General features: G+C 39.1%; 15 protein-coding genes. 11 read left to right on the top strand and 4 right to left on the bottom strand.

Features of this window, described 5'->3' with window-relative positions:
• Positions 1-3 precede the first annotated feature (3 nt).
• The 6 genes from AB3I42_RS09775 to AB3I42_RS09750 all read left to right on the top strand — a co-directional run bounded on the left by AB3I42_RS09775 (position 4) and on the right by AB3I42_RS09750 (position 6,765).
• Positions 4-990, top strand: a complete 987-nt coding sequence (locus tag AB3I42_RS09775; protein ID WP_181914354.1) for a V-type ATPase subunit — start codon at positions 4-6, stop codon at positions 988-990.
• Positions 980-1,291, top strand: coding sequence for a V-type ATP synthase subunit F (locus AB3I42_RS09770; RefSeq protein WP_010718638.1), 312 nt, complete (start codon positions 980-982; stop codon positions 1,289-1,291). Before AB3I42_RS09775 ends, AB3I42_RS09770 begins: the two co-directional genes overlap by 11 nt.
• Before the next feature lie 20 nt (positions 1,292-1,311).
• The gene (locus tag AB3I42_RS09765) at positions 1,312-3,093 is read left to right on the top strand and encodes a V-type ATP synthase subunit A (protein ID WP_010718637.1); all 1,782 of its coding nucleotides are present in this window, start codon (positions 1,312-1,314) and stop codon (positions 3,091-3,093) included.
• On the top strand, positions 3,086-4,462 hold the full coding sequence (locus AB3I42_RS09760; RefSeq protein ID WP_010718636.1) for a V-type ATP synthase subunit B: 1,377 nt from the start codon (positions 3,086-3,088) through the stop codon (positions 4,460-4,462). The genes AB3I42_RS09765 and AB3I42_RS09760 overlap by 8 nt, the downstream gene beginning before the upstream one ends.
• 7 nt (positions 4,463-4,469) lie before the next feature.
• A complete protein-coding gene (locus AB3I42_RS09755; protein ID WP_080292479.1) occupies positions 4,470-5,102 on the top strand; it encodes a V-type ATP synthase subunit D in 633 nt (210 codons plus the stop codon).
• Between the two features lie 316 nt (positions 5,103-5,418).
• Entirely contained in the window at positions 5,419-6,765 is a 1,347-nt protein-coding gene (locus tag AB3I42_RS09750) for a TrkH family potassium uptake protein (RefSeq protein WP_010738011.1), read from the top strand.
• Between the two features lie 86 nt (positions 6,766-6,851).
• Here the strand turns inward: AB3I42_RS09750 and AB3I42_RS09745 are convergent, their stop codons facing one another.
• Positions 6,852-7,223, bottom strand: coding sequence for a VOC family protein (locus AB3I42_RS09745; RefSeq protein WP_010718633.1), 372 nt, complete (start codon positions 7,221-7,223; stop codon positions 6,852-6,854).
• Between the two features lie 129 nt (positions 7,224-7,352).
• Here AB3I42_RS09745 and AB3I42_RS09740 point away from each other — a divergent pair, with 129 nt between their 5' ends.
• On the top strand, positions 7,353-7,790 hold the full coding sequence (locus tag AB3I42_RS09740; RefSeq protein ID WP_034867355.1) for an NUDIX hydrolase: 438 nt from the start codon (positions 7,353-7,355) through the stop codon (positions 7,788-7,790).
• Between the two features lie 90 nt (positions 7,791-7,880).
• Here the strand turns inward: AB3I42_RS09740 and yidA are convergent, their stop codons facing one another.
• The 3 genes from yidA to AB3I42_RS09725 are packed head-to-tail and all read right to left on the bottom strand — an operon-like array spanning position 7,881 to position 10,902.
• Positions 7,881-8,693: a sugar-phosphatase gene (yidA, locus tag AB3I42_RS09735; protein ID WP_010718630.1), complete on the bottom strand. Its 813-nt coding sequence runs from the start codon at positions 8,691-8,693 to the stop codon at positions 7,881-7,883.
• 24 nt (positions 8,694-8,717) lie between these two features.
• Entirely contained in the window at positions 8,718-10,088 is a 1,371-nt protein-coding gene (locus AB3I42_RS09730) for an HD domain-containing protein (protein WP_010738007.1), read from the bottom strand.
• The gene (locus tag AB3I42_RS09725; RefSeq protein ID WP_010738006.1) at positions 10,072-10,902 is read right to left on the bottom strand and encodes a lipoate--protein ligase family protein; all 831 of its coding nucleotides are present in this window, start codon (positions 10,900-10,902) and stop codon (positions 10,072-10,074) included. The genes AB3I42_RS09730 and AB3I42_RS09725 overlap by 17 nt, the downstream gene beginning before the upstream one ends.
• Before the next feature lie 370 nt (positions 10,903-11,272).
• Between AB3I42_RS09725 and AB3I42_RS09720 the strand changes: the two genes are divergently transcribed.
• The 4 genes from AB3I42_RS09720 to AB3I42_RS09705 all read left to right on the top strand — a co-directional run bounded on the left by AB3I42_RS09720 (position 11,273) and on the right by AB3I42_RS09705 (position 13,965).
• Positions 11,273-11,710 carry a DUF1934 domain-containing protein gene (locus AB3I42_RS09720; protein WP_010718627.1) on the top strand — a complete coding sequence of 146 codons (438 nt, stop codon included), beginning with the start codon at positions 11,273-11,275 and terminating at the stop codon, positions 11,708-11,710.
• 75 nt (positions 11,711-11,785) lie between these two features.
• Positions 11,786-12,397, top strand: a complete 612-nt coding sequence (gene rpoE / locus AB3I42_RS09715; RefSeq protein ID WP_010718626.1) for a DNA-directed RNA polymerase subunit delta — start codon at positions 11,786-11,788, stop codon at positions 12,395-12,397.
• A 134-nt stretch (positions 12,398-12,531) separates the two neighbouring features.
• Positions 12,532-13,044, top strand: a complete 513-nt coding sequence (locus AB3I42_RS09710) for an RNA polymerase sigma factor (RefSeq protein ID WP_010738005.1) — start codon at positions 12,532-12,534, stop codon at positions 13,042-13,044.
• Positions 13,045-13,071: 27 nt separating this feature from the next.
• Positions 13,072-13,965, top strand: a complete 894-nt coding sequence (locus AB3I42_RS09705; protein ID WP_010738004.1) for an RsiV family protein — start codon at positions 13,072-13,074, stop codon at positions 13,963-13,965.
• The last annotated feature ends 346 nt before the right edge of the window (positions 13,966-14,311 follow it).

The following is a 14,311-nucleotide window of genomic DNA, read 5'->3' as shown; positions in this document are numbered from 1 at the left end:
CAAATGGAGTATCATGAATTAAATCCCTTGATACGTGGTAGAGAATTAGAGTTGATTTCAAAAGACACGTTTGAGCAAATGATCCAAACCGATTCGATCGATTCACTTGGAGAAATCTTACAATCCACGATCTATCAGCCGTATATCTATGACGGCTTTGACAAGGATTTTGAAGCCAATCTCTCTCAGGAACGCAGCAAATTATTCCAGTGGTTGAAAGAATCTGCACCAGAACCAGAAATCGTTTGGATCTATACGATGCGTTACACTTTCCATAATTTGAAAGTATTGACAAAGGCTGAGATCACAGGGCAAAACCTTGATCACCTTTACATCCATGATGGATTTTATTCGCTGGAAGTGTTGAAAGATGCGATTCACACGCAAGTGTCGGTGGAATTGCAAGACAGTCTCATGGATTATATTCGAGAAGTTCATGAATACTGCGAAGAATCGACTATTTTACAAGGGATCGATGTGATTTATGACCGTTGTTTTCTAACCGAGCAACGTCGCTTAGGGGAACAGCTTGGTTACCCTGAACTATTAGAAGAGATCATTGCTTTTATCGATTTAACGAATATCACCACGACAGCAAGAGGGATCTTGCAGCATCGTTCTGCAGGTTTTATGACAACAGTTATTTCAAGTTCAGGAAGTATTCCGAAAGACACATTGCTTTCCTTTGTTCGTGGGGAGATGGCATCTTTTACTCAGTTTTTACTGACAACAGATTACAGTGAGCTATTAAAGCAAGTCATCCATGAAGAACAGATTGATTTAGTTAGCTTGGAACAATTGAAAGATGATTATTTAAGTTCTTTTTATCAAGTAGCACAGACACAAGCGTTTGGCCCGTTACCATTACTAGCTTTTTTGAACGCAAAAGAAGTCGAAAGTAAAAATCTGCGCCTTTTGATCATTGGCAAACGAAATCACTTTTCACTGGAACAACTAAAAGAAAGGATGAGACAGGTCTATGACTTATAAAATCGGAGTAGTAGGTGACAAGGATTCTGTCTCGCCTTTTCGATTATTTGGCTTTGATGTACAGCATGGTACGACAAAGACTGAAATAAGAAAAACAATCGATGAGATGGCTAAGAATGAATATGGTGTGATCTATATCACCGAACAATGTGCAAATCTGGTCCCTGAAACGATTGAGCGCTATAAAGGACAATTGACACCTGCGATCATTTTGATTCCTAGTCATCAAGGAACCCTTGGTATCGGTTTAGAAGAGATCCAAAATAGTGTGGAAAAAGCTGTTGGACAAAATATTTTATAATAGGAAAAGGAGATAGTCATTTGCAAATTGGAAAAATCATAAAAGTCTCCGGTCCTCTCGTTATGGCAGAAAATATGTCAGAAGCAAGTATTCAAGACATGTGTTTAGTGGGAGATTTAGGAGTCATCGGCGAAATCATTGAGATGCGTCAAGATGTGGCGTCTATTCAAGTATATGAAGAAACTTCAGGAATTGGTCCCGGAGAACCTGTTCGTTCCACTGGGGAAGCACTATCTGTTGAGCTAGGACCAGGAATCATTTCACAAATGTTTGACGGGATTCAAAGACCACTGGATACATTTATGGAAGTGACTCAAAGTAACTTCTTAGGACGTGGGGTCCAATTACCAGCTTTAGATCATGAGAAACAATGGTGGTTTGAAGCGACAATCGAAGAAGGAACAGAAGTAAGTGCTGGAGACATCATTGGGTACGTGGATGAAACGAAGATCATTCAGCACAAAATCATGGTCCCTAATGGTATCAAAGGAACTGTACAAAAAATTGAATCTGGATCATTTACGATCGATGATCCGATTTGTGTGATCGAAACGGAACAAGGCTTAAAAGAGCTGACGATGATGCAAAAATGGCCAGTACGTCGTGGTCGACCAATCAAACAAAAATTAAATCCAGATGTACCGATGATCACCGGTCAAAGGGTCATTGACACGTTTTTCCCAGTAACTAAAGGAGGAGCGGCAGCCGTTCCAGGTCCGTTTGGTGCAGGGAAGACAGTTGTGCAACACCAGATTGCTAAGTGGTCGGACGTAGATCTAGTGGTTTACGTTGGTTGTGGGGAACGAGGAAATGAAATGACGGATGTCGTCAATGAATTTCCTGAACTGATCGATCCAAATACAGGCGAGTCTTTGATGGAACGAACTGTGTTGATCGCTAATACATCGAACATGCCAGTAGCTGCTCGAGAAGCTTCTATTTATACGGGAATCACGATTGCCGAGTACTTCCGTGACATGGGGTATGATGTAGCAATCATGGCAGATTCCACTTCTCGTTGGGCAGAAGCACTGCGTGAAATGAGCGGACGTTTAGAAGAAATGCCTGGTGATGAAGGTTATCCCGCTTATCTGGGCTCTCGTCTAGCTGAATACTATGAACGTTCAGGACGTGTCATTGCTCTAGGCTCTGACCAACGTGAGGGCAGTATCACTGCCATCAGTGCGGTTTCTCCTTCTGGTGGAGATATCTCTGAACCAGTGACTCAAAATACCTTACGTGTGGTGAAGGTTTTCTGGGGATTAGATTCTAGTCTTGCTCAAAAAAGACATTTTCCATCGATTAACTGGATCCAAAGTTACTCATTATATTCAACAGAAGTTGGCAGATATATGGATCAAATCTTACAGCAGGATTGGTCTGATATGGTAACTGAAGGCATGCGGATCTTGCAAGAAGAAGAACAATTAAATGAAATCGTGCGCTTGGTAGGGATCGATTCGCTTTCTGATAACGATCGCTTGACCCTTGAAGTAGCAAAATCGATTCGAGAAGACTATTTACAACAAAATGCTTTTGATGATGTAGATACGTTTACTTCAAGAGAAAAACAATTCAACATGTTGAAAGTTATTTTGACTTTTGGGAAAGAAGCTCGAAAAGCCTTATCGTTGGGAGCGTACTTCAATGAAATCATGGAAGGTACAGTAGCGGTCAGAGAACGCATTAGTCGGAGCAAGTATATTCCAGAAGAAGAGTTAGCCAAAATTAGTAGTATAAATGAAGAAATCAAAGAAACGATCCAATTGATTGTTTCAGAAGGAGGGATGACCGATGATTAAAGAATATCGTACAATCAAAGAAGTGGTCGGCCCTTTGATGGCAGTCGAAAAAGTTTCGGGAGTCAAATATGAAGAATTGATTGAAGTTCGGATGCAAAACGGCGAGATTCGTCGTGGACAAGTACTAGAAGTCCAAGAAGACAAAGCGATGGTTCAGATCTTTGAAGGAACCAGTGGAATCAATCTAAAAAATTCTTCCGTACGCTTTTTAGGACACCCTTTACAATTAGGAGTATCAGAAGACATGATCGGTCGGGTTTTTGATGGTCTTGGTCGACCAAAGGACAATGGACCTGAAATCTTGCCAGAAAAATATTTAGATATCAATGGCGAAGTAATCAATCCAATTGCCAGAGATTATCCCGATGAATTTATCCAAACAGGGATTTCAGCAATCGATCATTTGAATACATTAGTCCGTGGGCAAAAATTGCCGGTTTTTTCTGGCTCAGGTTTACCACACAAAGAGTTGGCTGCCCAAATTGCTCGCCAAGCAACTGTTTTGGATTCTTCCGATGATTTTGCTGTGGTTTTTGCTGCCATCGGTATTACTTTTGAAGAAGCCGAATTTTTTATGGAAGACTTTAGACAAACAGGTGCGATTGATCGCTCCGTTATGTTTATGAATTTAGCTAATGATCCAGCAATCGAACGAATCGCCACACCAAGAATGGCATTGACGGCCGCTGAATATTTAGCTTATGAAAAAGGCATGCACGTCTTAGTCATCATGACCGATATGACCAACTATGCAGAAGCGCTCAGAGAAATTTCGGCCGCACGTCGAGAAGTTCCTGGCCGTCGTGGTTATCCAGGCTATCTTTACACAAACTTAGCCACCTTATTTGAACGGGCTGGACGGATTAGAGGATTGAAAGGTTCTGTAACTCAAATTCCGATTTTGACGATGCCAGAAGATGATAAGACTCATCCGATTCCCGATTTGACGGGTTATATCACAGAAGGTCAGATCATTTTAACGAGAGAGCTTTATAAGAGTGGGATTCAACCACCGATCGATGTCTTGCCTTCTCTTTCACGGTTGAAGGACAAAGGAACAGGTGCTGGTAAAACAAGAGAAGACCACGCAGCAACGATGAACCAATTGTTTGCCGCCTATGCGCAAGGAAAACAAGCGAAGGAATTAGCTGTCGTTTTAGGTGAATCTGCCTTGTCAGATATTGATAAAATCTATGCAAAATTTGCGGAACGATTTGAAAACGAATATGTCAACCAAGGATTTTACACCAATCGGACAATCACAGAAACGCTTGACTTAGGTTGGGAACTGTTGGCGATGCTTCCAAGAACCGAGTTAAAACGAATCAAGGATGATTTACTGGATAAGTATTTGCCAGAAGGGAAGTGAGTTCCTTATGCGATTAAACGTCAATCCTACGAGAATGGAGCTAACTCGTTTAAAGAAACAATTAACGACAGCGACAAGGGGACACAAACTTTTAAAGGACAAACAAGATGAATTGATGCGTCAATTTATTTTACTGATCCGTAAAAATAATGAGTTACGCCAAGCAATAGAAAAAGAAACCCAAACAGCAATGAAAGATTTTGTCTTAGCAAAGTCAACAGTCGAAGAAGCTTTTATTGACGAACTTTTGGCATTACCAGCGGAAAACGTCTCACTTTCTGTAGTTGAGAAAAATATTATGAGTGTCAAAGTTCCCCTCATGAATTTTCAATACGATGAAACATTGAATGAGACACCATTAGAGTATGGCTATCTTCATTCTAATGCAGAGTTGGATCGTTCGATCGATGGTTTTACGCAGCTCTTACCAAAGCTTTTGAAGCTGGCAGAAGTTGAAAAAACATGTCAACTTATGGCTGAAGAGATCGAGAAAACCAGAAGAAGGGTCAATGCGTTGGAATATATGACGATTCCTCAATTGGAAGAAACGATTTATTATATTAAAATGAAGCTGGAAGAAAACGAACGAGCAGAAGTAACTCGCCTGATCAAAGTGAAAAATATGGGAACAGAAGAGTAAGGCTGATCCAATTCAGCATTCTAATGGCTTTTTTCATGATCAGAACAAATCGAATTTAGCGTAAGAAGAAAAAGTAGTCATTTATTTTTCTTCTTGCGCTCGTTTGCTTATAATGGAAAGAGGTCGTGAAAGAAGCGTTCAGCTCCGAGCGAATAAGAGAGGATTTTTTAAAATAGCTTCTCCTATTTTAGAAAATCATCGCTTATTGCCGAGTAGTTGCTTCACGCCAATGATTCATTTTGTACCTATTTATGATTGCAGAACAAAATGTCGTTCTGAGATCTTAGATAAAAATTAAGCATAAGGAATGACTATCATGAAAAAAAGAGTAAGAAAACGATTATCACCTGTCCAGCTAATTGCTGCTGGTTTTTTTATCTTGATCCTGTTTGGAGGTAGCTTACTGACGTTACCATTTTTTAGCCGCAGCGGAGAAAGCACCCATTTTATTGATGCCTTATTCACTGCAACCTCAGCTGTTTGTGTGACTGGTTTGACGACACTGAATACTGCGGAGCATTGGAATAGTGCAGGACAGTTTTTGATCATGACCTTGATTGAAATCGGTGGGTTAGGCTTTATGATGATCCCGATCCTCTTTTTTGCTATTGCGAAGAAAAAAATCAGTTTTAGTATGCGGATTGTGCTAAAGGAAGCCTTAAACCTTGAAGAGATGTCGGGTGTAATTAAGTTAATGATCTATATCTTAAAATTTGCGGTGGTGATCCAAGTAATCGGGGCGGTTGCTTTGAGTGTAGTTTTTATTCCTGAATTTGGTTGGGCTAAAGGAATCTGGTTTAGTATCTTTCATGCCGTTTCTAGTTTTTGTAATGCAGGATTTGATTTATTAGGAGACAGTTTACTCGCGGATCAAACAAATGTTTACCTGATCATGGTCGTTTCAGCGTTGATCATTGCAGGTGGATTAGGTTTTATTGTCTGGCGTGATATTCTAAGTTATCATCGGGTCAAAAAAATCACACTACATTCAAAAGTCGCCTTATCTGTAACTGCACTCTTATTAATTGGTGGATTTATTTTATTTCTCATCACTGAAAGAAATGGACTGACTTTAGTTAAAGGTACGTTTACAGAAAGATTAGCGAATACATTTTTTATGAGTGTGACACCAAGAACAGCAGGCTATTACTCTATTGATTATTTACAGATGAGTCATGCAGGATTGATTTTAACGATGTTTTTGATGTACATCGGAGGAACTTCTGGTTCGACAGCTGGAGGACTGAAAACTACGACATTAGGAATTTTATTGATCCAAATGCATGCCATGTTTAAAGGAAAGACACGAGCAGAAGCCTTCGGTCGAACCATTCGCCAAGCAGCCGTGCTACGTGCATTGACTCTTTTCTTTGTAACTCTCTCTTTATGTGTTGTTGCGATCATGGTCCTATCTGTGACGGAGACGATTCCTAAAACGTCAGGAATCGAATATATTGCGTTTGAAGTCTTTTCCGCTTTTGGGACAGTTGGATTGACGATGGGGTTGACCCCGGATTTGACATTGATCGGAAAACTAGTCATTATTTCTTTGATGTATATCGGTCGAGTAGGAATCATGACAGTCGTTTTTTCACTACTAGTAAAAGCGAACAGGGCAGAAGCCAATTACAAATACCCAGAAGAAAGCATTATGCTTGGGTAGTTGTGAAGGTATCGGGGAGTTTCGATGATAATAAAAAAGAAACGCTCAAAACAAGAGAAGCTGTTTTGAGCGTTTTTTTCACAACCTTATCCCCGAATAACTTCGATTTTATATCCGTCAGGGTCAACAACGAAATAATAAGAAGGAGCTGTTCCTGGAAGTCCTTTTAGGTCTGTCACATTGAATCCTTCTGCTTGGTGTTTTTCGTGAAGTGCTTCTAAATCATCCGCAGCAATAGCAATGTGTCCATAGCCATTCCCTAGATCATAGCCTTCATGATCATAGTTATAAGTTAATTCTAATTCGTAGTCATCTCCTGGTAAAGTTAAATAAACAAGGGTGAATTTGTTTTCTGGAAAATCACGGCGACGACTTTCTTCAAAGCCAAACGCTTTTTGGTAAAATTCTAATGAAGCGTCAAGATCTTTCACTCGAACGCAAGTATGAGCCATTTTCATAAATAACTACTTCCTTTCCTTTTTTTTTCATCATAACAAAAAAAGAAAGAGCAATAGAAGATTTGCGCTTGTTTATGAGAAAACTCTCATGTAAAATAAAAAGTAAATAAGCTTAAGGTGGACAAAATGATGGATAAACCAGTATTTGGTGAAAAAGAAGCAGGGGTCCAGTATTCCCCCCGATATGCTGCCTATATCATCGTGGAAGAAAAGAACAAACTAGCTTTGATTGAAGCTCCAAATGGTGCTTATTTTTTACCTGGTGGAGAGATTGAAGCGATGGAAACAAAAGAAGCAGCTCTTAAGAGAGAACTCCTTGAGGAAATGGGGATCGTCGCAGAAATTGCGACTTATCTAGGGGAAGCGGATGAGTATTTTTATTCCAATTACCGTCAGACCTATTACTATAACCCTGGCTACTTTTACGTGGCAAACGGCTGGCAACAAATGGCAGAACCAACTGAAAAGACGAATACCATTTGGTGGGTCACGCCACAAGAAGCCATTGAAAAATTAAAACGAGGTAGCCACAAGTGGGCGGTTGAAAAATGGTTATTGAACAATTAAAACAATTAAATCAAGAAAAAATCCAAAACCAGCGTACAGTCAGTGACGAACTGGTTTTGGATTTTTATTTAGTAGCAAATGTTATTTTTATTATGATAAAACATACGTTTTGATTGCTTCTGCCACACCATGTTCTTCATTTGTTTTAGTGACCACGTTGGCAGCTTCTTTAACTAGCGGAACAGCATTACCCATCGCAACGCCTAAGCCAGCATATTCAATCATCGATAAGTCATTTTCGTTGTCACCAATCGCCATGATCTCATCCTGATCGATTCCAAGATGTTGCGCTAAGTTCGCAACGGCTGCGCCTTTACTTGCTTCTTTGTTTAATACTTCAAAGTAATAAGGCGCACTTTTCACTGTCGTGTATTTTTCACGGAATGTTTGGGGCAAACGAGCAATCGCAGCATCTAAGATATCAGGTTCGTCGATCATCATCATTTTAACCAAATTGATATCTGGTGTCATTTCTTCAGGTGTGCGATATTTCAACGGCATATGAACTAAGCTGGCTTCATGGATCGTATACGCACTGATATCACGATTAGAGGTGTAAATCGCCTGATCATCAATGGAGTGTAGATGACTGCCAACTCGACGAGCCATCACTTCGATTTCTAAATAATCTTCATGTGTCAAACCATGACGTGCGATGATTTTTCCTGATTTTGTTTGTTGGACAAGTGCGCCATTGTAGGTGATCACGTAGTCATTTTCTTGGAATAAATCGAGTTCATTCAACTGTTCCTGGACACCAGGCAACGGTCTGCCGGTACACAAGACGATAGCTACTCCTTTAGCGACAGCCTGAGCAATCGCTTCTTTGACGTCTGCTGTAATTTCTCTTTTCTCATTTAATAAGGTTCCATCGATGTCGATGGCGACTAACTTGATAGACATAATTTCCTCCAGTGATCGTGTGTTTTAGTTTGTTTGGGTAATCAGTGAACCATTGCGGATATGGCTTGCAAATTCTTGATAGGTTTCGTCAAATAGATCGTAGTGATTTCTTAAAGACGGATCAACCATTTCTTTTGGAAAGAAAAATCGTTCATCTCCTTGTTCTTGTCCAGCAAGAGCAGCCACAAGTTGGCTCACCTCTGATAATTCTACCAAAGTTCCATCATTTCGCAAGATTTCGATTTGTGTTCGATGGCGTCCTTCTTCGGGGCGATAAAAATCATAAGGCAAATCATAACTGGAATTGATGGCAGTATAGTAGACAGGATTGTAGCCAACTTTTTCCACAAGAGCAGTCATTTCCTTGATCAAGGAAGAAGAGCGATCCCCAGAAAAAGTTGCCGATTTTAACGGTTTACGGTATAAGAAACGTTTAGCTAAATCACTTAAGATTGGATCAGAAAATTCCGTCCATTGGGTAAAATAAGTTCCTAAAACGCCATCGTCTAATTTTAAATACTCTTCCAGTGTAAAGTTTTCGTCAAGAAACGGTAAGAGTAGTTGAGAATGGGATTCAAACACATTGGGATCTTCTCGATACAACTCATGCGCCCGATGTAACAAGTGTTCTAAAATTACTTCCATGCCACGAGACACAGGGTGGAAATAAACTTGAACGTACATTTGATAGCGACTCACAATATAATCTTCGACTGCGTGCATCCCATTCATCGAAAAGGCGATCCCGCCTTTATAGGGACGAATGACACGTAAAATTCGTGTTAAATCAAACGTACCGTATTCTGTCCCAGTGTAATAGGCATCTCGCAACAAGTAATCCATTCGATCAGCATCGATCTGACTCGAAATCATTTGGACGACTTGGGGATTAGGATACGTTTTTTGGATCACACTGGCAACTTTTTCTGGAAATCCTTCTTCCACACGATTCAAAATTTGATAAACTTCCGTTTCAGGAGAAGTAATGATTTCTACAGTGATCGCTTCATGATTCGTATGGAAAATATGTTCAAATGTATGAGAATAAGGACCGTGACCAACATCGTGAAGCAATGCTGCGCACAACGTAACCAAACGTTCTCGATCATCCCAGCCGTCAGCGCCAATTTTTTCTTGAGGGAAATTGCGGGAAAAGATATCACAGATCCGTCTTGAAATTTCATAGACCCCTAATGAATGAGTGAACCGACTATGTTCAGCGCCGTGAAAAGTAAAGGAAGAAGTGCCTAACTGTTTGATACGGCGCAATCGTTGGACTTCTTTTGAATTGATCAAGTCTAAAATGACTTGGTGTTGGACATGGATATAGTTATGGACCGGGTCACGAAAGACCTTTTCGATCGGTAATAATTGATATTTATAAGGAATAGTCATCAGCAAGCTCCTTTAATTTATTTCGTTCTTCCATTCGATTGATTTGATCCGTCCACTGTTCAGAAGTGACATGTGCCTCTTTCCAACATAGCGCATCAACTGAACGACTCTCTCCATAGAGTTGTGTGAGTGCCAATTGGAATTGTTGTTTTACATCCTCAATGGTTAAAGGCGTTTCAAGTAAATCAGCTAAGGTTGCCATACTTTCAGGAACGACCGCCGGGTAACCATTCGTGCCGAAATCCTCTTTCAGCGCTTCTTGATAGAATCGTTTCATCGCTTGACCTCTGGTTTGTTGTGCGCCATTGACACTAACATACATCATCACAGAAATCCCGTTTTTTATGCGACGTTGGGCGATCCCCGCAAACTTTTTACCGTTGATACTCAGGTCATACGTACCAGGACAATAAGAATGAGTCACTTCAAAAGCTTCGATTGATACGGTTGGAAAAGCCAGACGAGTCAATGTGAGCATTTTTTCATAGGCAGCATCAATCGATATCTTCTCCTGTTCGTTTTGAGGGAAAATCAATGAGATATTTAAAACCCCTTGATCAGAAATGATCCCTAATCCACCAGCGTTACGAACGATTGGCTGATAGCCTGCTTTTCTTAGCTCCTGAATGCCTTCATGGAAGTAGGGCGTTCGAGTATCTTTCATTCCTAAGATCACCGTTTGTTCATATTGCCAAAAATGGAGAAAGTTTTGGTTGTTTTTTTTTGAATACTCGGTTAAGATATCCGTCAGAGCAAAAGGGGTAAAATCATTTTTTTGATAAATTTTTTGATCCAAAATAATTGTTGGATTCATTACATTCGCTCCTTTATATAATTAATCATCGATTGACATTCCAATGATTCACGTTTGTCATCGTTTCATGGGAGTTTCTCTCATTATTATACTATACTCTAATATACTCTAAAAAAAGAATTTATTGAGTCTGGGACAAAACTTGGCTCAGTCTCTTCTGGTAGCTCTAAAAACGAATAAACGGTGTTCAAGCATCAGCTCCTTGAAATAAGCCTGAATTTTTCAAAATATGAGAAGCTATTTTAAAAAATTCTTTCTTATTGTCATCGGAGCTCCCCGATGCTTTCACAACCTCTTCGATGACGAGTTGTTTGACAAATAGACGAAAACTAGGAACAATGTACCTATATGAAGTAAAGGAGAAGGTAAAATGGCACAATCGCAAGGAACACCCATTTCAATCAAATTACGGACGAAAGTCATGCAAAATGGGGAACATCAAGACTTTTTCTTTGATCTGAAAGGTCAAATGGTCAAAATTGGGGATACGTTATACATACGATACCAGGAAATTCAGGAAAATACAGCAGAAGAAATCCCTGTAACGATCAAATTGATGCCCGATGGACAGGTTCAATTGATTCGTGCGGGAGAAACACGGATGCGACTAAAATTCGGGTATCGTGAACGTTTGGAAACAACGTATCGGACACCTTATGGCATGCTTCAAATTGAAACGTATACCAAAGAATTACATGTTAGTTTGAAAGACCGACCAACCGCTGGGAAAGTAATGATTGAATACGACTTGCTAATGGGACCAGAAAAATTAGGGGAATATTATTTAACTTTAGATTTTACTGCTTAAATCGCAAAGAAACGTTTGATTTTTTACGTATGATTTTGTATGATAAGGAGTAGACTGTGAAAGGACGTGTCCTGATTGGAAATTAGTGTATTTGAAGGTGCAAACAAAAACGAATTATCAATGATCGAAGTAGCACATGCGATCTTAGAACAACGTGGCGATGTGATGGATTTTTCTGATTTAGCCAACCAAATCCAAACCTATCTTGGAAAATCAGACAGTGAGATTCGTGATTCACTGGCACAATTTTATACTGACTTAAATATTGATGGTAGCTTTATTTCATTAGGTGACAATCGTTGGGGCTTGCGTTCATGGTATGCGATCGATTCGATCGATGAAGAAGTAAACCATGGAATTGACGAAGAAGATGAAGATACACCTCGTCGACGCAAACGTAAAAAAGTCAATGCCTTTATCAACGATGATGAAGATGCGATCGATTATAATGATGATGACCCAGAAGATACTGACTTGTCTGACGAAGATGACGATGATCTTTTTGAAGATGATGATGACGATGATGAAGAAATCGCTGCTTATAACTCTGACTTGCAAGAAATCGGTGCAGACGACACAAGTGACGATGAAGAAGAATTACCAGGCAACATCGAAGAAGATCTAAGCATCATTGAAGATGACGATGAAGACGAAGACTACGAGGACGAAGAGTTCACCGAAGAATAGACTTTCGGCTTCATAGCTGCAGATCCCCCAATAAGGGATCTGCAGTTTTTTTGTATTGATTTTTTACATAAATAAAAAAATAATTGAAACTTTTTGGTTTGTTTGATCGTCATAGTAAGTGAGAGGGAAAGGAGATGGGTCCGATTTTTAATCGTTACAAGAAAAAGAAGCAAATCGAAAAATCAAAGAATTTATTAAGTGAATTGATCCAAGAGGAATATGAGAAAATGTTTCGGATCACAATGAATTATGTTCATAACAAAGAAGAAGCATTGGACGTAATGCAAGACAGTTTTCATAAAGCGTTAGCTGCTATTGAACAAGGGAAAGAGATTGAACGATTTTCAGCTTGGTTTTATCGTATTTTGATACGAACAGCGATCGATGCTTGGCGTAAGCAAAAACGAAATCAATCGGAAACATTGGAAGAAGAAACGATTCAACTCGCTCACACAACGGACGATTCATTGACTGATTTACATGGAATCATTGAAGGAATTGATAGCCCCGAAAAGGAAATTTTGATTTTACATTTTTTTGAAGGCTTTCGTTTAAAAGAAATTGCAGAGATTCTTGATTTGAATGAAAACACCGTCAAAACCAAAATGTATCGTACGTTAAATCAGCTAAGAAAAATCTTACAGTAAAAATCACAATAAAGGAGAGAAAGACGGATGTATTCAGCTCAGAAGGAACTAGAACAACTGAAACAAGTCTATCAACAACAAGAAATCCCTCATGGTATCAAAAATGAGATGATCAAGCGCTACTCACTAGAAGAACAAAGGTTTAACCAGCGAGTGAAACGAAAAAAACAAGTGAAAGGACTTATTCTATCTTTTGCTATTATTGCGATGATGTTCAGCAGTATTTTTTTTAACAATCAAATTCGTAGTTTTGCTGAAGATTTACCCTTGATTGGCCCAGTCGTGAAATTAATTTTAGGGAAAACACTGTCTGATGAAACAATCGAGATCCGAGTGCCGCAAATCAGTACAAAAGATAAAGAAAATAGTCAGACGATTGCTGGACTGAACAAAAAGTATTTTCGTGAAGGACAAGAAAACTTTGAAAAAGCAAAAGTACAGTACCAAGACTTTAAAACAAATCATTTTCAAGTTACGGGAGATTATCAGAAACTGTTGGATGATCCGCGTTTTTTAGTGATTGAACGAAAGATGACACAAACTGCCGCAGACAGCTATACGGAAAAGCGTTATGATACGATTGATAAAAAAAGCGGAGTAGTCCTATCTTTACCACTTTTATTCAAAGATGATCAGTATCTTTCCGTTTTGACAAATGAAGTCAAAGAGCAAATGCAAAAAAATAGCAAAGAAAACCCTGATCAGTATTATTGGACAGATGATGATTTTAAAGATGGACTAATCAAAAAAACGCCATTAGTTACTAAAGACACATCTTTTTATATCAATAAAAATCACGAGCTAGTCTTAGTTTACGATCAATTTTCGATCGCACCTGGCTATATGGGCACACCAACCTTTGTGATACCTAAAGAAGTGACACGTTCACTTTTAGCTTCTCCAGATTACTTAAATGAGTAAGCTCAACCTAAAAAATAAATAACTGATCCTTTGCGCTATCATAAGAGTTGATTTGATTTTGGAAAAATACTTCAAATAGTTCAATTATACATGGTTATAATATATACAAAATGTCTAGGACAGCCATTGTTGGATAAATAGCTGTTTAAGAGAGATTGAGACAAAAGTATTTCGCATCAAGAAATAAGAAGGAATTTCCGAAAATTGACAAAAAACGCAAACACTGGTTTTTGCTGTTGATTGTTACCTACTTGGTGCTTCACAAATTTTTGGTCAATTTCGACAAATTTTTTGAAGATGCTACTTTTTTCTCACCGTGAACAAGAGGTCAGCTCTTTGAACATCA

Origin of the sequence: Enterococcus sp. C53 (genome assembly GCF_040887425.1) — a bacterium.
Classification (GTDB): Bacteria; Bacillota; Bacilli; order Lactobacillales; family Enterococcaceae; genus Enterococcus_B; species Enterococcus_B hirae.
The sequence above is the reverse complement of the archived record's forward strand: the minus strand, read 5'-3'. Positions and strand labels throughout refer to the sequence as shown.

What these genes read in the sequence shown, in the direction of transcription:
- AB3I42_RS09775 (WP_181914354.1), top strand. Translation starts at nt 4, where the DNA reads ATGGAGTATCATGAATTAAATCCCTTGATACGTGGTAGAGAATTAGAG.
- AB3I42_RS09770 (WP_010718638.1), top strand. Translation starts at nt 980, where the DNA reads ATGACTTATAAAATCGGAGTAGTAGGTGACAAGGATTCTGTCTCGCCT.
- AB3I42_RS09760 (WP_010718636.1), top strand. Translation starts at nt 3,086, where the DNA reads ATGATTAAAGAATATCGTACAATCAAAGAAGTGGTCGGCCCTTTGATG.
- AB3I42_RS09755 (WP_080292479.1), top strand. Translation starts at nt 4,470, where the DNA reads ATGCGATTAAACGTCAATCCTACGAGAATGGAGCTAACTCGTTTAAAG.
- AB3I42_RS09750 (WP_010738011.1), top strand. Translation starts at nt 5,419, where the DNA reads ATGAAAAAAAGAGTAAGAAAACGATTATCACCTGTCCAGCTAATTGCT.
- AB3I42_RS09745 (WP_010718633.1), bottom strand. Translation starts at nt 7,223, where the DNA reads ATGAAAATGGCTCATACTTGCGTTCGAGTGAAAGATCTTGACGCTTCA.
- AB3I42_RS09740 (WP_034867355.1), top strand. Translation starts at nt 7,353, where the DNA reads ATGGATAAACCAGTATTTGGTGAAAAAGAAGCAGGGGTCCAGTATTCC.
- yidA (WP_010718630.1), bottom strand. Translation starts at nt 8,693, where the DNA reads ATGTCTATCAAGTTAGTCGCCATCGACATCGATGGAACCTTATTAAAT.
- AB3I42_RS09730 (WP_010738007.1), bottom strand. Translation starts at nt 10,088, where the DNA reads ATGACTATTCCTTATAAATATCAATTATTACCGATCGAAAAGGTCTTT.
- AB3I42_RS09725 (WP_010738006.1), bottom strand. Translation starts at nt 10,902, where the DNA reads ATGAATCCAACAATTATTTTGGATCAAAAAATTTATCAAAAAAATGAT.
- AB3I42_RS09720 (WP_010718627.1), top strand. Translation starts at nt 11,273, where the DNA reads ATGGCACAATCGCAAGGAACACCCATTTCAATCAAATTACGGACGAAA.
- AB3I42_RS09710 (WP_010738005.1), top strand. Translation starts at nt 12,532, where the DNA reads ATGGGTCCGATTTTTAATCGTTACAAGAAAAAGAAGCAAATCGAAAAA.
- AB3I42_RS09705 (WP_010738004.1), top strand. Translation starts at nt 13,072, where the DNA reads ATGTATTCAGCTCAGAAGGAACTAGAACAACTGAAACAAGTCTATCAA.